Here is a 22457-nt window from a genome sequence, read left to right on the forward strand (position 1 = left end):
GGTTGTTTGTATTATTTTTTCCATTTCGCCTAAGAAACGGATTTGTATAATCATTTGTTCGGACCATTATAAATGAGGTTAAACAAAGGAGGTCAATGAAGCTAAGTCGTTTCAAAGCCTGCTAACAACATCTGCCCGGCGCTATCCGGCACCAGAACACCTGGGCTGTGGCACGTAAATCAACATCAATGTTAAACAAAATGGCAAAGCGGATATGGTGTAGGAGTAACAGTTTCGAAAGGCGTGGAAGGCAGAGACAGGAAAATCAAGTAACAGAAGTTGTAATGCCCTTCTGAGCAAGGTTTATGTGCAAGGGGATAAAAACAGCAAGTACTATTGTATTTTAAAGCGTGTGCCTCAACGTGCAATATTCAATGATAGAGCGCTTTCTCTCTTTGTTGCAAATTGAACTTACACTAACAAATGGGCCTAACTTAATAATTGCGTTTTGGTGGTATGCAATGCTTCAAGTACTTATTGATGCAATCTCTGCAATTGTTTTATCCTTTTTACCAAGGCATTTTTTGTTTAACATAAATAAGAAAGTTATGAAAGGTTACCTGTTCTCCATTGTATTTGCGCTGCTATTCTTCTCCTGCTCAGCACAGACACGAGTTTTTGTTGGAAGTACCCCACCTCATGATATCGTAAGGAGTTTTCTGCATATATCTTTAACCGATTCTATTGATTTTATTCGGTGGAACCTGGGAGTGGATCAGCAGAAATTTAAACTACAGTGCCACTATGGTTTGGCAGCTCCGGGAATACCTGGTTTCTCAAATGAACAACGTGTTACGTTCGAAGGAGGCCTAACAAAATCAGGCAATTACTACTATCTAAAACATCAAGGCAAGCCCCTCTCGATATTGGGGGTGAATGCAAACGTGCTGCATCTTCTTGATCAAGACAACTCAATGCTTGCTGGAAATGGCGGATACAGTTGTGCCTTAAATAGTACGAGTCCCGTTCAAACAGATGCAATCAACGTTCCATCCAGCTATACAGTTATTGAAAACCCGCTTGTTTATGAGGGAAGAACCCCTTGTGGTGACTTGCCAAAAATCCTTGGCATAAATACCAGCGAGGCTTGCAACAAGATGAAATGGTACTTTCTTTCATATTCCGATTCTCTTACAAACAAGCCATCTTACTTTCTCATGGGTGGGTTTGGTTACAGAAAGGAAACAATGGCCAGAGGTAAATGGCAAATTGTAAAAGACAAAGAAGGAAGGATTATCTATCAATTGGATAATGATAGTTGGGCTCATTCTCTTAATCTGCTCAACGGTAATAACAACATCCTTTTTTTCATCGATACCACTGGGCACTTATTGGTAGGAAACGAAGATTTCAGTTATACGCTAAATAGAAGAAAAAGTGCGTATTCAGGAAGACACCCATAATTATCGATTAAGTAAGATCTATGGTGGTATGTTTAAAAAGCGCCGAACGACGCAGCGGGTTTAGGAGATTTATGCCGGCAAAATTTATTCAACCTTTTAGTCGCTTATCACCTCATGCGTAAAGTTGAAGTAGCGCCCCGCTAAACACCCGGGTTTCGCAGAGCTTAAATACGACAGACGGAACTGTATCGATTACAAAAGCTGAATAGTTTATCTTGTAGATATGACGAGCAAACAATTGCCACCAGTTTCATTATTGAAGACAGCCAGGCTGACGTTGAGGCAACTTAAAAGCAGTGATGATAAAGAAATCTTTGCGTTACGTTCAAACCGCAACGTAAACAAATATCTTAACAGGAAGCCAAGCGATTCAATGGATGATGCAAGGCATTTTATCACATCCATCCAGGAAAACATTCAAAACGCAAATTCCCTTTACTGGGCAATCACAATCATCGAGACGGACAAACTAATTGGAACAATTTGCTTATATAACTTTTCCGGGGATTATTCTAAAGTAGAAATTGGTTTTGAACTATTGCCTGACTTACAGGGAAAAGGACTAATGAAAGAAGCAATTGCAGAAGTACTGCACTTTGCCTTTCGATATGTCGGAGTAAATTCCATAGAAGCATATACTCACCCTGATAATGTACGTTCAATAAGCCTCCTCGAGAAATTAAATTTTAAACGGCATAGGGTCGATGACGAGACCTTTACAATATTTCGATTGACGGCGCGGTAAGGAAGCCAAACGATTAAGTAAGATGTATTTTCAAGTTGCGGCTGGATGTTAAGTCCTCAGGGACAATTGGCTTAGAGCGTTTGTGGTTAGTTAACCTTGACGTCTCTATCCGCCACCGGTTTAGAATAAGCATTGCATCAATCGTGGCGGGGTTACGCAAGTGCCTTTCCGGAGCTCCTTATCCTTTTGGCGCATTTCACCTTGTAAAACGTCGCATTTACACCGCTTGTTTTATCGGTTGAACACGGAATTTTGAGACTTAAGCTAATTCTTAATATAATGAGCAAAGTAATTTCATTCATGCACATATCCCTTGATGGTTTTGTCGCGGGGCCGCAAGGAGAGATGGACTGGATTGAAGCTGATGCGGAACTTTTTGATTATATCGGTAAACGGATTAAAAGAGGCAACACTGCATTGTACGGACGAGTTACCTTCGACATGATGCAGGCGTACTGGCTCGATGCAGGAGATAAGCCCACCAGGACAAGGTACGAGATTGAACATTCACAATGGTATAAGCAGGCGCACAAAGTGGTTATTTCAAACACAATGAAAGATAAAGATTTTACTAATACTACCATTATTGGCGATAACCTAACCGAAAACATAAATGAATTAAAAAGCCGGGTGGATGAAGAGATTCTACTTTTTGGTAGCCCCACGGCAACCCACTCACTTATTCAACAGGACCTGATTGACGGCTACTGGCTGTTTGTCAACCCGATTATTCTCGGGCGAGGCATTCCTTTGTTTGCAAATGTCACAGACAAAATCAGATTGAATCTGTTACCAACAACGTCCCGGTTTGCTGGTGGGGTAACTGAACTGAATTACAGCGTCGAAAAACAATACACCCAGATTGCTGACGGTTTTTCCAAAGGATAGAATTAAAAAGTAATCGAACACAAATATTACTATCAACATCTGTTCTTAAAAAAGGTAAACCATTTTAGAAGCCAGCGTTTGCCAATATCGCCATCCCTGGTAGCTATTCGTTTCTACGAACCGGGTTGTGTTAGGTAGACACGGGCTGACAATTGTAACTTAACTGAACGTCTAACCGGCAACCCGTGTAAACTGAGTATTGCAACAATTGACGTTTGTGCTTCCGCAATACGAACTAATTTAAGCGACTAAGTTCAATGCTCAACTTTGATCTATGATGAAAGATGTCAGACTAAGAATATTGCTTCAAAATCCGGCCGATGGAACAATGTATGGTTTACAGGAAGGCAAAGGTGCTGATTATAAAACCGTGCAGGCACAAATTGGAAGAGGCGAGGACTTAACCTTTGATTTTCTTGTTCAGTTAAAGCAAGCAAACGGCATGGTTCCTTCACTTGGTGGTCCGTTTGTGCAGGGAACGCCAACAAACCGTTTTGTTTACATCGACATAGGCACCTATGCAGGACAAGTTGGAGCACGATGGAGTGGCCGCCTGAAGGTGCCCCTTCCTGAAACCATTCTTCAAAATTCGTTTCCGGACGGCGGTCAGTACTGCTGGTCCTGCAACGTCCCCGGTAGCACCGCCGAGGGGAAGCCTCTTTTTGCAACTGTAAAACCTTTTGGCGGATGGTTTATGTGCAGGCTTCCCGACTGAGCGTCCACATAGCATTGTAAACCCCCACGCGGGCTTAGGGAATGATACCATGTTAAAAGCAACATGTATACTAGTTATATTAGTTTCCTTTCGGAAATCCAATTACCTGCGTAACTGCAATGTCCGACCTTAAGCCACATACTATGAGCCTCTTCAATGGTGTAGCATTATTTCGGTATCATTTATCTGCCAGGCAAGAAAACGCAAGCTTGAGACACTTGTTAACCGCTTGGGCGGTTTCTTCTTTCGGTATGACGGTTTCGTTTAGCAGTTGTAAGTTTCCAATAAAAGCAGCCCACGATAGCCCGGGCCGTTCGGGGTTATACTAAAACATAACAATTATGGTTTATCATATTCTAAACGGAGATTCGCTTGCTTATAGTTTTCCTGACACAGGAATTGCGGGAGACATAATCGTTGTTAGAGAAAGTTTGGTAGATGGAACCGTGAGAGGCGACAATCTCCGTGACTTTTGGCATTCGAGGGCTGAATACATGGAATTGACAGAAGAAGATTATCACAAAAAGGTTGTACAAGAATTTGAGAAAATATTGAATGCGTCGGACGACGCTGAATTCAACCTTTGGTTTGAATATGACTTATTCTGTCAGGTTAATATGTGGTTCGTTATTTCGTTAATAAATCGTTTATCAATAAAAAAGGAAGTTTATGCGGTATATACATCCCACTTAAATAGAACCAGTAAACAGTTCTGGAATGGTTTTGGACGAGCAAGTACAAGTGAGCTTAGATCATGTTTTGCCGGCAGAGTCCCTTTAGAACTTACTGATCTACGACTTGGGCAGGACTTATGGAAAGCTTATAAAGGAGCCGACCTTGAAGAATTGATTCGTCTTGCAGGGCATCGATCTTCTTCTTTTCCATATCTACCAGAAGTAATTGAAGCTCACGTCGAACGTTTTCCAAAAGACGGTACAAAAGGGAGGCCTGAAAGAGTTATAGAAGACATATTAAAAAATATCTCGGTGGACTTTCATCAGGTATTTAAAGAGTTTTGGCAAAGAGAGAGTATATATGGCTTCGGTGATGTTCAGTTGAAACATCTTTATGATAAAGTAATCCACCACCGCTGACATTAGTATCGGTCTGCTGTAAATATCCTACCGGCACATTACCCATTATAAAGGGTTTGCATTCAACTAACAACAGTTAAGCTTTAAACATTAATTGCAGAAATTCTTTCTCTATATGGATAAGCCAGTAATATTTATTCAGGGAGGAGGTGACGATGGTTATGAAGCCGACAAAGCGTTAGTAAACTCGCTACAGGCAAGTCTAGGGGACGATTACCGGATATACTATCCGGTGATACAGTCTAATGAGGAGTTGTCTGATTTTGGATGGCCCCTGCAAATCAACCAAACCGTTTTGAATACGAAAGGAGAACCTGTTATAGTTGGACATTCATTAGGTGCTTCGATGCTTCTAAAATATCTTTCAGAGAACGCCCTAGCTAAGAAGATCAAAGGCATTTTTCTTATTGCTACGCCATTTTGGAGTGGTAATGAAGATTGGAAAACAGGTTTGAAGTTGCAGGAAAATTTTTGCGACAAGCTACCCCACGACGTTCCGTTTTTCTTTTACCACTGCAAAGACGATGAAGTCACACCTCTTTCTCACCTGGAGTATTATAAGCAGAAAGTTACTCAAGCGACTTTTCGTGAGTTAGAAAATGGGGGACATCAATTCAACAATGACCTAACCCTTGTTGCTCAGGACATCAAGTCATTGAAGTAGTTTCGTTACGAAGTTAAAAGATGTAAAAAGCGAGCAATACAAGCACCGCTATCAGTGTTTGTGGAATTGGGCCATCACGCAATTATTCAGCTATTTGCTCTTCCTGTGACCTTAATCTGACCGCTTCCCCATACCTCGCTGATAGAAGTTTACCGTAGTACAATCCCTCCCGGACACCTTCTGTCCTTTAGAAGCTTTTATAGCACGTCTACCAAATATAACAGTCCACATCGTACGACATTTCGGAATTTGTGCTTGAATTGATCCAGAGGCCCAAATAAGACACTCCATTAACTCCAATCAATTTCAAAGATTACTGATTGGTCTGGATGGTCATAAAGCCCGTGAGTTAGCGACCACTTTCGAAATCTCCTTATAAACAGGTAAACTACGCTTAGCTTTTACCCGACAGGTATATTCTTTGAACTACGCAAGATGACGTCCCGCAAACGTTCCTGATTTTTATCACCCCAGTGCCCCAGAACTGAAATGACCGGTATCAACGTTTTACCAAACTCCGTTAAACTGTATTCAACTTTTGGCGGAACTTGTGGATAGATGATTTTTGAAACCAATTCGTGCTCTTCCAATTCCTTCAACTGTATATTCAAGACCCTTCGTGATGCATCAGCAATTTTTCGGTGCAATTCGCTTGGACGCTGGATCCCCTCATGGATAAACCACAATAAACGGATTTTCCATTTGCCGTAAAGCACTTCACCAATCAGGTCAAGCCCGCAATTCAGGTACAACGGGATCTTTCTTTCGTACATGATCCAAAAATAATTTAATGTGATAATCGTGCAATAGGGAATAATTTATCCCTATGCGAATCCTTGCTCCGTACTTGTACGTAATGCTGGTATGTATCAATTTTGACCTAAATGAATCGTACACATGGAACAAGATTATAAATTGTGCGGTGCCTGGTTGAACATTGGTGCGAACTATCGCAATGATGTTTGACCGGGCACTCGTGCCTTTAACTCACCAGCATCGCGTAACGAAGATGTCGCCTGCAACCGGATGAAATGGCACGGTGTCTAAGTGTGTGAAGATTGACGGCCGGGCACGAGCAAACAGAACTACAAAGACCGGTACATCTAACGCTTAGCTTCGATTATCTGAAGCAGCAAAAAGGAAATGATCTTCAAAGCCGACTTCACCATCCTAATAAAAGCCAGGCCGCACAAACTGCAAATACGTAACCCTATCAAGTTAGCGGCTTTGCTGATGCGATCTCCCTATGATTAAATTTACTGCTAACACGCTATTGATAAATTTAGGCTCAAGGTTACGCATTCGGCTATAATTTACTATTTTGCTTTTGGGGTTAATTGTAATGAGGGTATTCTAATACTACAACCTTATAGACACCATCTCGTTAGCGGCAAACCAGGGTGAAACTTTGCCGGGTAAGAACACGACACATGAACATACAGGAACAGTTTGCAAACAGGGTAGTTGAAGTGATCCGGCTGGATAAAAGCGTTGTTGGGCTTGCTGTTGCGGGTTCATGGTTGACAAGTGAAATAGATGCGTTTTCTGATCTTGACTTAGTTCTTGTTGCTAACGAAAGGATAAGTGATGACAAATACAAGATGTTGAATTACGCAAAGCGTTTCGGACACTTTCTCTCAGGCTTTACAGGCGAACATGTGGGGGAACCAAGGGTTTTGATTTGCCTTTACAAAGATCCCCTTTTGCATGTAGACATCAAGTTTGTAACGGTTGATGAGTTTCGCGAGCGTATTGAAACCCCTATTCTCCTGCTTGACAAGGAGGGACAGTTGAAGAGCATTCTGGAACAGACTGAGCCGAAGTTTCCCTACCCCGACTACCAGTGGATTGAAGACCGTTTCTGGATTTGGGTTCACTATGCCCTGCTTAAAATCGGCCGTGGCGAATACGTTGAAGCATTTGACTTTTTTGGTTTTTTGCGAATGGTTGTACTTGGACCCTTGTTGCACATTAAAAACGGGAACTTGCCGCGGGGTGTTCGCAAAGTGGAGACCCAATTACCTTTGAATGATTTTGCAGGATTAAAAGCAACACTGCCCACCTATTGTAAAAGCGGGTTGTTGGACAGCTTACAACATTCAGTAGGACTATACCGGGAATTGCGGGAGGCGCTTTTTCCGGCAACGATAATCTTGCAAACGGAGACAGAAGGAGCAGTAATGAACTATTTTGAACAAATCAGCAATTCTCCTTACGGAGAGCTTACGACTGAGGGCTGCTTGACATAAGCAGGGTAGGGGAACGAGGGCTAAAACGCGATAACCTGGGTTAACATGCATGTGACTCTAAGGGAATATTATCGCGCCACCTGGACAGGTTGATCGAAATAGTCTAACGAATTTAAGTCTTAAATAATTTTTGTTCGAAATGAACCTGGAAGTGATAATTGCGATCGGTTCGAGCGTGGCTACGCTGATACTTTTTTTGCCATCATTCATTAGAGACATCGTTTCGCCTATTTTGAATTACCATGAATTAAGAAAGTAACAATTTAAGTTGGTAGGACAATGGTATTCATCGTGGGAACCTAAAGCATTTAATGAATTACCCTGGGTTGATGAAACAGTAACCATCACTAAGAAAAAATTTGGAAGAATAGTTTTTAAAAACCAGCGCAATAACGAGGGATATAGCTTTACTTGTGTCGGAAAGGTTTACAATACCGGGAACTGCAAGTTCCTATATGGCTACTGGTTTTCAAACAGCACAGAGGATGATAAACAAGGCAGATTTTTGCTGACCATTAATTCAGCTGGTTATATGATGGGCAATTTTTTTGGTCCCAATACGCAGGGAGTAATGATGACCGGTGGTTGGATACTTGGACGCAATCCCTATCTTATCGAAAGTGCTAAGCTACTATATGGAAAAGGTTATCACAGTGAAAAAGATCTTCAAACGCTAATTGAAATTAAAAAACAACTGTATAGTAAACATAATCAGACTTCTTGAACAGGGCTTTAGTTCAAATTTACACGATCGAACTTAGAAGCTTTGTACCTTGATGTGTTTGTTGCCGAATTATTTTACCTGATTGATATTGTTTCAGAACAGTATTGTGCAATTTGACGGATGTTTGTTCAAAGTTGTACTGTTTTGCCAAGGGACAAAGTTTGATCATGAGGTTGCGCCATCCTCAAATTTTTGTCGCAGCACTTGCCTTTTAGCGGAAGTCGGGTGAGCTATAGAAGACAGTGCCTTGTTTTGAGAGAGCACCTGCAACACAGAATCTTGCTACGGTAATCATAGTTTGTATTAACTTATGGGAATAAAAGGGTGCAGCGAACCATCCAAATATCATTGCCACAGCTGCCATGCGGAGGTAGTTGTAGATTTCTACTTAAGGTATTTTCAACCGTAATTGTAGCGCCTAAAAATATGAGAGACCATGAACGCATTAGCAAAAAAAGGAAAGATGGGTACAATTCGAATCTTCGCCAGTGTATTGCTTATCTCTATCTACACCATTGTTTCGTACAACATATTAGTGGAACATGTAGAAACCAAAAAGCTGGTTCAGCAGGTGATTAGATTTTGCCTTACCCTTTTACTAATGTATTTTGTTTTCAGGGGTAAAAAATGGGCAGTTGTAATTTTTACTTTTCTATTTTTAGTCGGTTCTATCACAGCCTTATTATCCTTGTTTAGCAACGCACCCGGGGCAGGTAAAATCCCCTTAGTTGTTATGGTACTGATCTATGCCTTAGCGGTTTACCACCTAAACTTTTCAAAAAGCTTTAAAGAATATTTTAAATCCGTATCAACGTGACGATGCGCACCTGGTCTATATTATTTGTTGTCATTTGCATCCTGGTGACAATCGGCATTAATATTTACGAGCATAGGTCGAACCGGGATGACTCGCAATGACCTTTGTGATTGATGTCGATTAATCAGGGCCAGGAACAATTGCGCTCAATAGTATTACCCAAGGTACAAGAGTGCGACGCAAGGATGTTTAATAATGGAGCTGGAGCCTGGTCCATAAAAATCCTTTGACTAAGCGAAGTTGTAATGGATAGGACAAGATTACTGATACCTGTGTTCAAGGCTTTTCGTCGGGTTTGGTAGTTTACATGGAGCGCCTGGTTCTGCAGGTGGTGATTAGACCCATTGTTATTCCACATGCCTGCACTTGAGATCCTCATCTATTAGCATTCATTAAAACTTAGACACCAACAAAATTGTTAGACGAAGAATGATGATTGAAACCAGCAACCTACTGCTCATCTCATGCGACCCGGAAATACTAAGGTCTGCGATAGAAGGAAATTCCGCGCTTGCCAGAAAACTCGATGTAACCGTTCAAGACGATTGGACGGGGTTTGGTGTGGCTGCATTGCAGTATTCACTTGATAAAGTAACCGACAGCGAGGAGGAGCGTAATTGGTGGACCTATTTTCCAGTTCATAAGCAGGACAATACACTTATAGGTAGTGGCGGGTATAAAGGTAGGCCGACAACGGACGGGACAGTTGAACTCGGATATGAAATCGCGCCAAACTATCGTAATCGTGGACTTGCGACTGAAATGACAGCAGGGTTAATTGAGCATGCTTTTAAAGACGATCGGGTAAAGGCAATTATTGCACACACGCTTGCCCAGGATAACGCTTCAACAAAGGTTTTGCATAAATGTGGTTTCCAAAAGGTTGGCGAAATCAATGACCCGGATGATGGCTTGATTTGGAGGTGGGAACGGAAACGACAATAGGATAAAGCCCCTAGCCTTTAGTCCAGTTTTCATCGTAGGGTGGCTTGTGCGCAAACCTTGGCTTTCTACAGCTATCGCCGGTGGAGAATACAGGTTCGTTGCATTGAATACTAATAAACACGCAAGCTTTGCACTAGCCTGAGTACAGCATTAAATCTGGTATAGCGCCCTTCACAGTTGCCCCGGATGTTGGGTGGGCATCATTCCGCTTAAACCACCGGCGCAAAAACCCAAGGTTGGGAGTAAGCCCTTTGTTACCCTGGACCATGTAAAGCTTTAATGCAGCAATTCCAACCTGTTACTGCCGGCTCAAGCACATGGCGCTCATTCATATCCACCGCAAGCTAAGTACCATGTCCCCTGCGTCATCATCACACACTGGGGAGCCCTGCACGCAGGCAAGTCAAATAATCAATAGCTTTAGCATTCGACAAAGCACAATCAGCGTGAAACTTTACATCAAAAACATGGTTTGCCACCGTTGCAAGATGGTTGTAAGATCAGAATTGGAAAAGCTCAATTTGCACCCGGTTGATATCGCCCTTGGTGAAGTTGTGATAGAAGAAAAAGAACTGGATAAAGCACAGCAGCACGATCTGTCTGTTGCTTTAAGGGCTGTGGGTTTTGAGCTCATCGATGACCGGAGAAGCCTGATTATTGAACAGATCAAAACCTTCGTTATCGATACCATCCACTATAAAGACGAACAACCTAAAAAGAATTTCAGTGAACTTATCTCCCAACACCTGCACCACGATTATTCTTACCTCAGTAATCTCTTTTCTGAAGTAGAAGGCATTACTATAGAACAGTACATCATTAATCAAAGAATTGAGAAAGTTAAAGAATTGCTTGTGTACGACGAATTATCGCTATCCCGTATTGCTGTAGACCTGGGTTATAGCAGCACTGCCCATCTCTCGAACCAGTTCAAAAAGTTGACAGGCCTGACCCCCTCACAATTCAAACAACGTGGACTCCAAAGCAGGAAGTCACTGGATGAAATCGGAAGGCAAAAATGATGTAACTCTTATCCATAATTCTGTAACAGGACAGGCCTGTTGCAGTGGTAGTTTTGTGTTGTAAAAGCAAACCTATGACACATACATATCATATCACGGGCATGACCTGCGGTAGTTGCGTGGCAAAAGCAAAAAGCCAACTCCTGATGTTGGGAGATGTATCGGAAGCAGATGTACAGGTGACAGCACCGCAGGCAACCATCACGATGCAAAAACATATTCCTGTAACAACGCTCCAGGATGCGTTAAACAAAGCAGGCAACTACACCATTACAGAGGCGGACGGGGGGATGCACCATACCCTGCGTACAGAAGAGTCCGGCTCCTCGTTGGAAACGTATAAACCCGTCTTGTTGATTGGCGCCTATATAACCGGGGCTACATTGTTGATAGCGTTAGCCAGGAATGGCTTTGATTGGCACACCTGGATGCAGCATTTCATGGCAGGTTTCTTCCTGGTATTTTCTTTCTTTAAATTTCTGAACCTGAAAGGCTTTGCGGAAAGCTATTCGTCGTATGACCTTATTGCCAGGAGATGGTCTGGCTGGGGTTATGTGTATGCCTTTATCGAACTTGGCCTGGGTATCGCATTCCTGGTAAATTTCAACCCGGTTATAACAAATGCGGTGACCTTAGTGGTAATGGGGATTAGCATCGTAGGTGTACTACAAAGTGTACTTAACAAGAGAAAAATTCAATGTGCATGTTTAGGCGCGGTATTTAATCTGCCAATGAGCACAGTAACGGTTATCGAAGATGGTCTAATGATTTTAATGTCGGCTATAATGCTCTTAAGAGGGGTATAACTTGTTACCTTATATTAAAGTAGCATTTTCTGCTCAAATCAGGGAGCCGCACATATTATAGCAGCAAGGTAGGGGAAGGATGAAAGAAAAGATTTGCTGATGGTGACAACACCAGCGATATAAAAAACGCGACAAGTCAATACAGGAATTTAATTAGATTATTGTTCATGTTAAAATACTAATTATGAAAACGACTTTCTTACTTGCAGGTTTAACATGGGTTGTACTTGCTTGTAATACCAATTCAAATAACGGTACCGCTACTAATGATACGTCAGATCATGCGACGCATCATGAAGCAGGTACAGGTACAAAAGATCAAAATCAGGTTAACCCGGTTACCGCAACAATGACTAAGATGATGCATGAAATGCATGGTTCTAAACCGACGGGCAATAATGACATAGACTTTGCAGCTATGATGCTTGAACATCATAAAGGTGCCGTTGAAATGTCGAAAGTGCAATTGGATAAGGGCAACAATGCAGAACTCAAAACATTTGCTGAAAAGGTAATTGCGGACCAGAACAAAGAGATTGGATTTATGCAGGATTTCATGTCGAAGGCTCCGAAAGCTACGTCGCCAAACTCAGCTGCGTTTCAGAAAGCCTTAAGCCAATCTATGAGCGCAATGATGGCTGCTAATACAACCATTTACAATGACATTGATCGTGATTATGCCGCTCAAATGGTACCCCATCACCAAAGTGCCGTAGACATGGCGAAAGCTTATCTTGAATATGGTAAAGAAACAAGTTTGACCACCCTTTGCCAAAACATCATCAATTCTCAAACGAAAGAGATTAATTGGCTGAAAGGGTGGCTGGATAAGAACCAGAAATAAGGTTAAGCGTTAAGGAGCACAGACAACACGCGCGGCAAGTTGCAGAGAGCCTTACAAAAGCTTACTGCAATGCCTTAAGCGCCTGTAACCCGGCTCACGGTGACGCAAACTTGTTTAGACAGTTTCCCAAAGGATGCGCATCTTAAAAGAGAAAGATTTGAATGGGGATGGGACAATTTGCCTGGGAAAAACCTGAAAGCTGTTCTTGAAGGCTAACACAGCATATTGGTTTGAACCCTCAGCGTACCAGGTACAGTAGCTTGACTGTATGGTCGCTTGCAGCCCAGGCAACATGAGCCATCATCACCTTTCCTGCTTCGCCAAACTCCAAAAAAATACGGCATTCACCGCCCGGTACTATCCGTGCTGTAACCGATGTCTTTTAGTTAAGCAGTTGTTCTTGGATCAAGTCCCCATTTTATAATTGTAGATCGTTGCCCGCCCGGCTGCGCCAGTCGGACGGGCGCCTTGCCCCCAATCTATTGGTGAGTCGTACTCCCGTCCGAACGGCTTTGGCCGGGCGCCCGCCCGTATGAACTACGTTCGGGCGGAGGCTTGTACTGTTTACCATCACCGAGTAATAAACCAGCAAGGGACTAAACTAAACGACATCGGTGTTACAATGATCATTCAGCCCACACCAGCCTGGGGCGGGCCGGGACAACAAACAGCTATGAAGTTTTTGTTTTATCCTACATAATGCTATACCTTAATTGTAATTTGGAATGCTAGTGCCTGGGCATCGCATAACCCTGGCATCAGTCGTTTCTGCGGGTAGGTAGTCTGCCTCTTAAAAATATGATCAAGTATATGAAGCCCTGTTTGATTAGGTTTAGAATTCTTCTTTCAATCCTCCTTATCAGTTTCAATAGTCATGCATTTGTTGGTCTTTCTTCAAATCCACCTAGCCCGGGGAACGACTCAACCAATAGCATGATTATTTCTGCACCAGCAAAACCGAAAGTTGACCAAGCATCTTTTTCGGAATCGTTTGTCGATCGAATTAGCGCCAAACCAAAGCGCGCAAATAGAGGATCGATAATACTGGTGGTTGTACTTGCCATCCTGGTGTCGATAATGCTCGGCTTGGGTATATTCGTTTTTGCGTTTGGTGGTGCATCAGGTGCCCTTTTGGCTATTTTAGGCGTAGTTGGTTTGGCTGCCATTGTATTTTCAGCCGCGCGGATAATCAGGGCAATCAAAAAACGGCGGAGAACGGGCTCAATTAAAAGCAAACACCATCGGGGAAACGGTAGCGAAAATTTTGTAACATCGCTGAACCAATAGGGCGGGGTGAGCAAATGCTGCGGCAGCGTTGTTTGCAGCAGCGTGGTCAGAAAAATATCGCTAATCGTTCGTCTATACACTAACCTGAGGTATCCGCTGTTCAGTTGGAGAGGAAGGCAACTCACGAATGGTCAAGACTTACAAATGCTGACCCAGGTTGAAGAAAAATGAAGTCCGCTGGATACGGTTTTGACGGCTAAACTTCAACATTTAGTGTGGTTGTAAACAGCAGCTATTTGAATGCCGGCAAGCACAATGATCTTAAGTTGTAAGGCTTTAACAAACTGAGGAATACCAATCAAATTACATGAATAGTTACGTTAAGCGAATAGCCGGCTATGGACTCCTTCAGGGGGTATTATTTGTAATCATAATCACCTTGATAGGTCATAGTATCAATGGAAACTCCTTTCTAAAAGCTTTGGTCACCGGAGTTGTTGGAGGGATATTGGTCGGAGTCCTTAACAGTATCCTATTTTACAGGTTTGCTGTTGCTAAATATGTACTTGATGCAGTTTCCATCACTACTGAACGGGATGAAGAGATACAGTTTCAACCGCCAGCCAATTACACCAACGAGAAGGAACCTGTTAGTGGAAAGCTTTTTCTAACCAACAAGCGGGTGATGTTCAAAACGCATAAACAGGAACCGCATATACGGGAGTTTTCTATTGCGTTGGGAGAGCTGGACCGCTGCGACATGTTTCGCACGTTCGGTTTTATCGAGAACGGACTTACGATGCATACAGCTTCAAATGAGACTTATAGCTTTGTTGTTGAAAAGGGTAGGCAATGGCTTGTTCGGCTCAATGCTACAGTAAAGGACTCACCCACCGGGTAATCTCTCCTTCTTTGTGCCATATCTAGGTATTCGGGTTAGATCTGCTGCCGGATGCCGCTGAGCGCTAAACAAAAATGGTGAGCGAGCAATCAGCGCCTAACTTGTTAGGGTCGGTGCCGGGAAATTGTACATTCGTCTTAATCATGGGTGATAGGTGACGATTGCCAAAGTCGCTACTACACACCCCAATAATGCTAATCAACAACACCCATTGCTTTAAATTGACTTACATGAAAATTGTACTTGGGTTCATCATTGCTATAGCCATCGCATATCAATCATATAGCCAGGCCAGGATTGATTCCATATTAGTAGATGGTCATTACAGAACATTTCGTTTTCAGGAACCCAGGCTTAAAACAAACAAACGCAACCTGATTTTTATCCTTCATGGTTCCGGAGGAGATGGCCAGGGCATGATGAAACCCGCTGCCAGCCTGCAGGCCATTGCCGAGGACGAGAAACTCCTGTTGGTATATCCGGATGGCTTTGAGCGATATTGGAACGAATGCCGACGAGCGGCAACATCAACGGCAAATAGGATCGACATCAACGAACAGGCTTTTTTTACGGCCATACTGCAGTATTTTGGGAAAAACTACCAGGTAATAGATAAGCGATTTTTTGTGATTGGTTTATCCGGCGGTGGACACATGGCCTACAAGCTTGCCATGACATTGCCGGAGACTTGTAAGGGCATTAGTTCCGTAGTTGCAAACCTACCCGATAAAACAAACATGGATTGTGCCGAGGCAAAGATTCCGGTTGCCGTGATGATTGCAAATGGGACCGCTGACCCGCTTAACCCGTATAGCGGTGGAACGATGATCATGTCCGGAGCCTCCTGGGGTGATGTTCGTTCAACCCAACGCTCTTTCCAGTACTGGGCCGGGTTAGCCGGATACAAAGACCAACCATTAATCGAAAAGATGCCGGACCCTGATACCACAAACAAGCAAGCGATCACGAGGTATACTTACCGGAACAGCCGTAAACCGGAAGTTACACTTTTGCAAGTTGATGGCGGTGAGCATGCCTTTCCGAAAGACCTGGACATTTTTTTAGAGTCCTGGGCCTTCTTTAAACGTGAGATTAAAAGAGAGGAGCGTACCGGTCGTTAAAATAGGTTTTATTAAGCAGGCCTGAGACTATGATTGCAGTAGTATTCTTAATGGAGTAACCGGCTCGCGTAATTAAACGTGGGGTCACCATTTGAGTTGATTACGCTGAAAGTTTACACCTGATCCAGTCAATGTTAATAATCCTGAATTGAACGATTGCTATGAGAAAGTTAATTGCCGCAATGAACATGACACTTGATGGGTTTTGTGATCATACGGAGATGAATGCAGATGATGAAACCCATCAGCATTATAATGAGCTGCTTCGAGGAGCCGACACGCTTATTTATGGAAGAGTGACTTACCAACTCATGGAAAGTTACTGGCCCGCCATTGTCGAACTTCCGACTGGCAACAAACCAACGGATGAATTTGCCGTACTCATCGACAACCTTACCAAGGTTGTTTTTTCCCGGACGCTAAAAAACCTGGAATGGAAAACCGCTAAGCTTGCAACCGGAGACCTCAAAGAAGAAGTGTCAGCGTTGAAGGAACAACCAGGTAAAGACATCCTGGTTGGGAGCCCGAGTTTAATCGTGGCCCTCCTGAACCATAAGCTCGTGGATGAGTTCCAATTGTGTGTTCATCCAATCGTTGCAGGAAAGGGTCTTCTCTTATTTAAGAACATAAGCAACAGGATCAATCTTAAACTCCTAAAAACAAAAACGTTTCGGTGTGGTGTAGTTGCTTTTTATTATGAGCCCATTTCTAATTAGCTGTTAAAATGTATGGAGCCTGGAGCGAGCCCGGTCCATCCCTTATAGCATTAATCGGAAACACAAGCTTGTGGTAGCCTGACTTCAGCCGTGCCGGGTAAATAATAAAGCTGCACTGGCCTATACGTAATACCATATTCTTACCGGTGCCGGGGTAAGTTTTTTTCACCTAACCTAAAGACGTTTTGTCTTGCCTTCTCGTGGGATCCGGGATTTCTCTTGAACGAAGAGATTTTTATTTTAGCTTTCTTATTACTTTTGGTATGGTCCACTTAACGGCCTGTTTATTCACTTTTCCTAATAGATTGGGATGATTATACCAATAGTGTAATCTTCAAACCAACCATTAAAACCTGATATTTTCCACCTTGTATATCCCATAGCCACTGGATAGATATACCGTTTTGCCGTCCCTGGTAGTACAGATACCACCGATGCTTTCTTTAAACTTCGCAATGGTGATTACCCGGTTTTCATCAGGAAGTGCAAGTCGCAGCGATCCGGGGGTAGCGAAAAATACACGTTTGCCATCCTGGCTAACAGCAACATGATTTACATTATTTGCCTTCGCCGTTGCTAAGGTGCCATCTTGTTCCCTGTAAAAGCTTTGTGTATTGGAAGTTGGCGTTAAGTAGGAGCTGACTTGCCCCGAAGGGGTGATTTTACGCACAACAACGTAACCGGGATCGGCTACATATATATTACCATGCATATCCGACGCCATGTCGTTTATTTCTCCGAATGTTGCGTCCAGCCCTGTTCCATTTGCAAAGGGCCATGCCGGCGCAGCTACACTACTGGTTGGTTTACCAACAAATGCCGTTACCTCATTGCCCGCATTTGGGAAATGCACCTTACGAATGGTTTTAAGATAACTTGACGAAAAGTACAGGGTATTCGCATCAGCTACTGCGAGGCCATAACCACCATCAATGCTTGCTACACTTAAACTCCCGATTGCGTTTTCGGCCTTCGGTACATCGTGATTGTTTTTCCAATCTATTATGGTAGACGGATTGGTTGCACTAACAGGTGCGGCGGGATCCAGTTTCATCAGTCTACCTAAACTGGTTGTCACAAGTAAAGAGCTTGCAGCATCATGGGCCTCTGCAATATCAAAAGCTTCACTATGAAGACCAAAGGTGTATGGTGCAACTGTGCTAACACCGTTTTGGTCTAGTTTGCGTAAATAGGTTGTGCCGGATGCGTCAAATATATATAAGGCTTTGGTTTTATCATGCCAGTGCAACTTTGTAGGGCCATAAAACCGGGCATTTAGCGGGTTGCTGTTATCCCTGGAGGCAAACTCGGTAGGGGAGCCGGCGATCAATGTTACATCTGCTGAAATATCAGCTCCGTTGCCACCGCTGTTTGTGTTATTCGTTATATTATTCTTCTCGCAGGAGCAGAGCACCGTAATAATTAGACTGCAGAAAAGGAAGGCGTTATTAAAATTCATAAGGGATCAGTATATTATGATTATTGTTGGATAAAGCTATATCTGCCGGCAAGCGTTATTAAGGACGAGTTGTATAAATTGTTATAAATGAAGTTGTATTGGGCTAATCCAACACTTATTTGTACCACCGGTAATCAGGAACAATATCGAATAAGATGATCTTGTGAGGTTCTACTGGAATCCGATTCGGATTATTCTACCATTAAAGCCCTTTCTGCTATCTACTCCGTTTATATCGGTAAATGCATTGAATTCACTTGCCTTTACATCAGGAAATTAAAACTCAACAGGGATTAGGTTATTGTAGAATGTAAAGTATATTTGACGTAAAGTAAACTTTACATCATGCAATCCAGGCTACTCCGACGCGCTTACAAAATTGTTGGTCTAACGCTATTTTCTCTTGCTTTTCTGGTACCAATAATTTTAGGACTCATAAATCAAGAGCCGTGGGAGCAGACAGCATTCAGGCGTCAGGTAGCCAACAGTATCATGTTATTTGGTCTGCTGTTATTTATGCTGTCGAGGGAGAAAGTGGAGGATGAATTCGTTGATTTCTGCCGTTTGAGAGCTTTCCGGACTGCGCTGATTGCGGGAGTTATTTACTTTCTCCAGGATGCTTTTGGAACATTAGGCGGCAACCTTGTAGATAGTTCATTTGGTGTTTTGATCATGCAAATCGCAGTATATGTGGTGATGTTTTATGTTTTAAAAGCCGGCTTGTTTAATGGTAAATAAGTTGAAGCACTATCGGGAACAGCACGGTTTCACGCAGGAACAACTCGCCACAGCCGTTGGAGTAAGCAGGCAGAGCATCATATCCATTGAAAAAGGTCAATACGTGCCGACAACCCTCCTGGCGCTAAAACTTGCAAGCGCTTTAAAGGTGACCGTCGAAAACATCTTTCAACTGGAGAAAATGGATTGGAAGTAACATAGGCGTAAATGCTATACAATTCATGCCAGCCGGATAGCAGCCTTCAAACGTTAAAAGCCGAACCACCCATGACACTCCTGAAAGCCTGTTAAGTTTATGTTTTGCGGCTGCAGGTAGGGTAAAGGAAATCTAACTCGTATGGTTCAGCGGAATCTGCGAACACGGGCGCTGAATTGATCCCCGCAACAATTACGTTTTCAATTCTTCATTCACCTTTACATCTTTCACGCATTCGATCAGGTAGTCGAAAAGGTTGGCATCCGACGGGATATGCAGCTTTTTTCTTAACCGGTACCTTCCTACTTCCACTCCCCGAACCGATATATTCATCAACTGCGCCATCTCTTTGGTTGAAAGGTTCATACGGAGGTACGCGCAAAGTTTCAGTTCCGATGAACTGATATTTGGATATTTGTGCTTTAGTGCCAACAGGAAATTACCATGGACCTGGTCGAAATGCACCGAGAAGTGCTCCCAGTCCTGCTCAAATTTCTCATCTTCGGTCACCATCTTTATCACTTTCCTGAAGTTCCGGGTGGACTCCTCATCACCGATGTTTTTGAGGAGCCTCATAAGTTCTTCTTTGATCTTTCCGAGCAATTCTCCCTTCTGTACAAGGTTCATCGTCGCCCCCGCCAGTTCTTTGTTTTTAAAATTGATCTCTGCTTCAAGGTTCTGATTCTTGAGTTTTACAATCTCCTTTTCAGTACGGTCAATCTCCAGCTGGTGCAGGTACTGTAGCTGGGTTTGTTCTTCTTCATGTTTCTGTTGCTGCTCCTTGAACTTTCTTTGCTGTCGTTTATATAACCAGTACACGAGGTAAAACGCCAGTGCAAAGTATACCACATAGGCAATTGGATGCTTATACCACGGGGGCAGGATCACGAATGAATAACGCGCTGGGGTAGACTCATTACCAGGATTGTTCCGGGCTTTTACCTGGAAGGTGTAAGTGCCATGCGGAAGGTTTGTATAATCCTTTTCCGTTTTTTTTGACCAGGCTGACCAGTCTTTGTCGAATCCCTTTAGAAAATAGCTGTATTCCAGGTTCAATTGGTGCCCGTACAAAGTAGATGCATACTCAAAATGAAGTGAGTTAAGGCGATAAGGCAGATCACCGCTTTTCTGCCTGGGAGAAGGGTAACCACCAAAGATGAGGTTGCCCGGTTCGTTTACTGATTTGATCGTTCTGATCAATACTTCCAACTGGTAATTTGTTTTCCTGTACTGGTCGTAGTCGATGTGGTAAAACCCGCGCTCACCACCTACAAGTACATTGTTTATGTCGATAGGATAGATGAACTCAAAGCCGCTAACCATCTTGCCTTTTAGTTCAGGTATATAAATAATCCTGGGTTTAGACCCTGAAAAGTCCACTACGCCTAAACTTTTCTCCGCCACAAACCAGATGTTCCCGTAACGATCTTCTTTAAGATGGTTTACCGCCATTTTACCAAATAAGTTCTGGAAGAAGACAGATGGTTCAAACCTGTCGGAAACCCGATTGTATTCGTAGTAGCCTGTTTCTGTGGGGGAGATGATTTTGTTTCTGATCTTATAAACCAGGTAGTGGTTGATTGAAGAAAGCCCTTTGTCAGGGGTATACGATTGAACAAGCGGACTATTACCTGGCGAATAGGTAACCTTAAAGATGCCCTTGTAAGGGTGGGCAACCCATACAATATTGCTGTCCAGGGCAATGATCCTTGCAGACTCAAAATGGGCATTTAAGTTCTTGTTTAGGAATTTTCCCTGCACATACTCATAAAAGTTGACACCATGATAGTTACAGCCAATTACTACTGATGAGGGTTCTTTGTACAGGGGAAAAAAGTTCCAGAAGCCTGTTGAATGATCGAGGCTGGCGGTGGTATTCTTCCTGACGATAAAAGATCCTTCATGATGCCCCATCAAAAGTTCACCGTTTACTTCTGAAAGGCTCCACACCTGTCCCTGGGAATTGCTTACTGGCAAAAAGCTGCCTTTTACAAGGCTGAGGTTTTTGGCGTTATTCAGCAGCGTATAGTAAAGCCCGTTAGTGGTACCAATGTATAGCCTGCTATCATGCACAAGGGCCGTGTAACCTGCCCCCTCATTTTGCCGGTCAGGATTAATTTGTTTTACCGCGTTATCGTAAGCGATCAGGTCGATGCCTTTATCCAGTCCTAACCACAAATTGCGGTTTCGATCCAGGAAAACGTGTCGCACATTATTATTTTGTAAGCCTTCCTGTGTAGAAAATTTCTGAACAAAGGTGCCTTTAACGTCTACGATGAAGCATCCCCCTAAACTTGTAGCCAGCAGAATGTGCTGGCGATCAAGCGGCATTGACGTATAAATGTTTTTTCTACTAATGGCGTCCAGATCCGCGGTACGAAATGGAGCCATGGAATTCTTCGAAAGAAAAAAGACCCCGTTTTTAAGCGTAGTTACCAGGGAGGTGTCTTTAGAAAACGGGTTAATGGACGTAACGAGAAAATTTGGCGGAAGCCCATCCTGGTTTATTGTTCTTATCCAGCGGTTGTTTCTGAATTCCAGGATGTTATTTGAATGGTCCTGCGCCAGCAGCCGGTTTTGCTCAACACCCATAAAGCGCCAGTCGTAATCAGGGTAAACCTCGAATTTTTTGCCATTCAGCCGCATGATCTTGTTGGTAGCCCGGAAGAAGATGTCGTTTCCAAAAGAAACAATGTTCCAGACATCGGGAAAAGATCGCTCCGACGGGGGCAACAACGACTTTAAAGATGTGTAGGCAAGCTTCCCGGTTTCATCAGGTGCAAAAAAGCCGATTTCATTTTGGGCACCCACATATATCCGTTCGCCTTTTACTTCAAGTGAACGAACCACAGTTTGGTTGGGCAGGTGATGAATGTTCCAGTAAGAACCATCGAAGGTCAAAAGCCCCTCATTATTTGCAAAGTACATTATGCCATTAGCATCCTGTTTAACATCCCAGTTTTGGGCAGCGGCAGCATAGGTCAGTTTGCTGTAATTGGTAATTTCCGAGAGGCCAATAGCGTCCTGGCCTGACAAATTTTCAAGAGCGACACAGATCACACAGAAAAGAAGAAGCACGCTTTTCATACATCAGCAATTCACATCGAATGTAGCAGAAAAGTGGTTTGTAGTAGCTATGAAGTAGCAAAACACCTTAAAAGATCGCCCTTTTTTTGCCATGAT

Annotated in this window: 22 protein-coding genes; 18 read left to right on the forward strand and 4 right to left on the reverse strand. The window is 43.1% G+C overall.

The window, feature by feature from the left end; translation table 11 throughout:
* Positions 1 to 374 precede the first annotated feature (374 nt).
* From EXU57_RS08990 to EXU57_RS09015, 6 genes are all read left to right on the forward strand, one after another.
* Positions 375 to 1403 (forward strand): hypothetical protein, encoded by a 1029-nt coding sequence (locus EXU57_RS08990; RefSeq protein WP_133267859.1) that lies wholly within the window; start codon positions 375 to 377, stop codon positions 1401 to 1403.
* 223 nt (positions 1404 to 1626) lie between these two features.
* Positions 1627 to 2148, forward strand: coding sequence for a GNAT family N-acetyltransferase (locus EXU57_RS08995; RefSeq protein ID WP_133267860.1), 522 nt, complete (start codon positions 1627 to 1629; stop codon positions 2146 to 2148).
* A 279-nt stretch (positions 2149 to 2427) separates the two neighbouring features.
* A complete protein-coding gene (locus EXU57_RS09000; RefSeq protein WP_133267861.1) occupies positions 2428 to 3036 on the forward strand; it encodes a dihydrofolate reductase family protein in 609 nt (202 codons plus the stop codon).
* A gap of 274 nt (positions 3037 to 3310) precedes the next feature.
* A complete protein-coding gene (locus EXU57_RS09005) occupies positions 3311 to 3751 on the forward strand; it encodes a DUF5990 family protein (protein WP_133267862.1) in 441 nt (146 codons plus the stop codon).
* Between the two features lie 341 nt (positions 3752 to 4092).
* Complete coding sequence (locus tag EXU57_RS09010; RefSeq protein WP_133267863.1) at positions 4093 to 4845, forward strand: DUF1835 domain-containing protein; 753 nt, start codon at positions 4093 to 4095, stop codon at positions 4843 to 4845.
* 115 nt (positions 4846 to 4960) lie between these two features.
* Positions 4961 to 5509 (forward strand): alpha/beta hydrolase, encoded by a 549-nt coding sequence (locus EXU57_RS09015; protein ID WP_133267864.1) that lies wholly within the window; start codon positions 4961 to 4963, stop codon positions 5507 to 5509.
* A gap of 401 nt (positions 5510 to 5910) precedes the next feature.
* On the opposite strand, the gene EXU57_RS09020 is transcribed toward EXU57_RS09015, so the two are convergent.
* Entirely contained in the window at positions 5911 to 6282 is a 372-nt protein-coding gene (locus tag EXU57_RS09020; RefSeq protein WP_133267865.1) for a winged helix-turn-helix transcriptional regulator, read from the reverse strand.
* A gap of 657 nt (positions 6283 to 6939) precedes the next feature.
* On the opposite strand from EXU57_RS09020, the gene EXU57_RS09025 reads away from it, so the two are divergent.
* The 7 genes from EXU57_RS09025 to EXU57_RS09055 all read left to right on the forward strand — a co-directional run bounded on the left by EXU57_RS09025 (position 6940) and on the right by EXU57_RS09055 (position 12916).
* Positions 6940 to 7758, forward strand: coding sequence for an aminoglycoside 6-adenylyltransferase (locus EXU57_RS09025; protein ID WP_133267866.1), 819 nt, complete (start codon positions 6940 to 6942; stop codon positions 7756 to 7758).
* 268 nt (positions 7759 to 8026) lie between these two features.
* Positions 8027 to 8482, forward strand: coding sequence for a hypothetical protein (locus EXU57_RS09030; RefSeq protein ID WP_133267867.1), 456 nt, complete (start codon positions 8027 to 8029; stop codon positions 8480 to 8482).
* A gap of 463 nt (positions 8483 to 8945) precedes the next feature.
* Positions 8946 to 9299 carry a hypothetical protein gene (locus tag EXU57_RS09035; RefSeq protein WP_133267868.1) on the forward strand — a complete coding sequence of 118 codons (354 nt, stop codon included), beginning with the start codon at positions 8946 to 8948 and terminating at the stop codon, positions 9297 to 9299.
* A gap of 429 nt (positions 9300 to 9728) precedes the next feature.
* Entirely contained in the window at positions 9729 to 10244 is a 516-nt protein-coding gene (locus EXU57_RS09040; RefSeq protein WP_133267869.1) for a GNAT family N-acetyltransferase, read from the forward strand.
* Between the two features lie 446 nt (positions 10245 to 10690).
* A complete protein-coding gene (locus EXU57_RS09045; protein ID WP_243745554.1) occupies positions 10691 to 11266 on the forward strand; it encodes a helix-turn-helix domain-containing protein in 576 nt (191 codons plus the stop codon).
* 74 nt (positions 11267 to 11340) lie between these two features.
* The gene (locus tag EXU57_RS09050) at positions 11341 to 12072 is read left to right on the forward strand and encodes a heavy-metal-associated domain-containing protein (RefSeq protein ID WP_133267870.1); all 732 of its coding nucleotides are present in this window, start codon (positions 11341 to 11343) and stop codon (positions 12070 to 12072) included.
* Positions 12073 to 12256: 184 nt separating this feature from the next.
* On the forward strand, positions 12257 to 12916 hold the full coding sequence (locus EXU57_RS09055) for a DUF305 domain-containing protein (RefSeq protein ID WP_133267871.1): 660 nt from the start codon (positions 12257 to 12259) through the stop codon (positions 12914 to 12916).
* Positions 12917 to 13788: 872 nt separating this feature from the next.
* On the opposite strand, the gene EXU57_RS09060 is transcribed toward EXU57_RS09055, so the two are convergent.
* The gene (locus tag EXU57_RS09060; RefSeq protein WP_133267872.1) at positions 13789 to 14082 is read right to left on the reverse strand and encodes a hypothetical protein; all 294 of its coding nucleotides are present in this window, start codon (positions 14080 to 14082) and stop codon (positions 13789 to 13791) included.
* 428 nt (positions 14083 to 14510) lie between these two features.
* Between EXU57_RS09060 and EXU57_RS09065 the strand changes: the two genes are divergently transcribed.
* The 3 genes from EXU57_RS09065 to EXU57_RS09075 all read left to right on the forward strand — a co-directional run bounded on the left by EXU57_RS09065 (position 14511) and on the right by EXU57_RS09075 (position 16881).
* On the forward strand, positions 14511 to 15044 hold the full coding sequence (locus EXU57_RS09065) for a GRAM domain-containing protein (RefSeq protein ID WP_133267873.1): 534 nt from the start codon (positions 14511 to 14513) through the stop codon (positions 15042 to 15044).
* 230 nt (positions 15045 to 15274) lie between these two features.
* The gene (locus EXU57_RS09070; RefSeq protein WP_133267874.1) at positions 15275 to 16165 is read left to right on the forward strand and encodes an alpha/beta hydrolase family esterase; all 891 of its coding nucleotides are present in this window, start codon (positions 15275 to 15277) and stop codon (positions 16163 to 16165) included.
* A gap of 161 nt (positions 16166 to 16326) precedes the next feature.
* On the forward strand, positions 16327 to 16881 hold the full coding sequence (locus EXU57_RS09075; protein WP_133267875.1) for a dihydrofolate reductase family protein: 555 nt from the start codon (positions 16327 to 16329) through the stop codon (positions 16879 to 16881).
* A gap of 346 nt (positions 16882 to 17227) precedes the next feature.
* Here EXU57_RS09075 and EXU57_RS09080 read toward each other — a convergent pair whose 3' ends face one another.
* The gene (locus EXU57_RS09080; RefSeq protein WP_133267876.1) at positions 17228 to 18340 is read right to left on the reverse strand and encodes a hypothetical protein; all 1113 of its coding nucleotides are present in this window, start codon (positions 18338 to 18340) and stop codon (positions 17228 to 17230) included.
* 345 nt (positions 18341 to 18685) lie between these two features.
* On the opposite strand from EXU57_RS09080, the gene EXU57_RS09085 reads away from it, so the two are divergent.
* Positions 18686 to 19078 carry a hypothetical protein gene (locus EXU57_RS09085; protein ID WP_133267877.1) on the forward strand — a complete coding sequence of 131 codons (393 nt, stop codon included), beginning with the start codon at positions 18686 to 18688 and terminating at the stop codon, positions 19076 to 19078.
* On the forward strand, positions 19068 to 19274 hold the full coding sequence (locus tag EXU57_RS09090) for a helix-turn-helix transcriptional regulator (protein WP_133267878.1): 207 nt from the start codon (positions 19068 to 19070) through the stop codon (positions 19272 to 19274). Before EXU57_RS09085 ends, EXU57_RS09090 begins: the two co-directional genes overlap by 11 nt.
* A gap of 192 nt (positions 19275 to 19466) precedes the next feature.
* Here EXU57_RS09090 and EXU57_RS09095 read toward each other — a convergent pair whose 3' ends face one another.
* On the reverse strand, positions 19467 to 22361 hold the full coding sequence (locus EXU57_RS09095; protein ID WP_133267879.1) for a triple tyrosine motif-containing protein: 2895 nt from the start codon (positions 22359 to 22361) through the stop codon (positions 19467 to 19469).
* Between the last annotated feature and the right edge of the window lie 96 nt (positions 22362 to 22457).

The organism is Segetibacter sp. 3557_3 (assembly GCF_004354985.1).
Classification (GTDB): domain Bacteria; phylum Bacteroidota; class Bacteroidia; order Chitinophagales; family Chitinophagaceae; genus Segetibacter.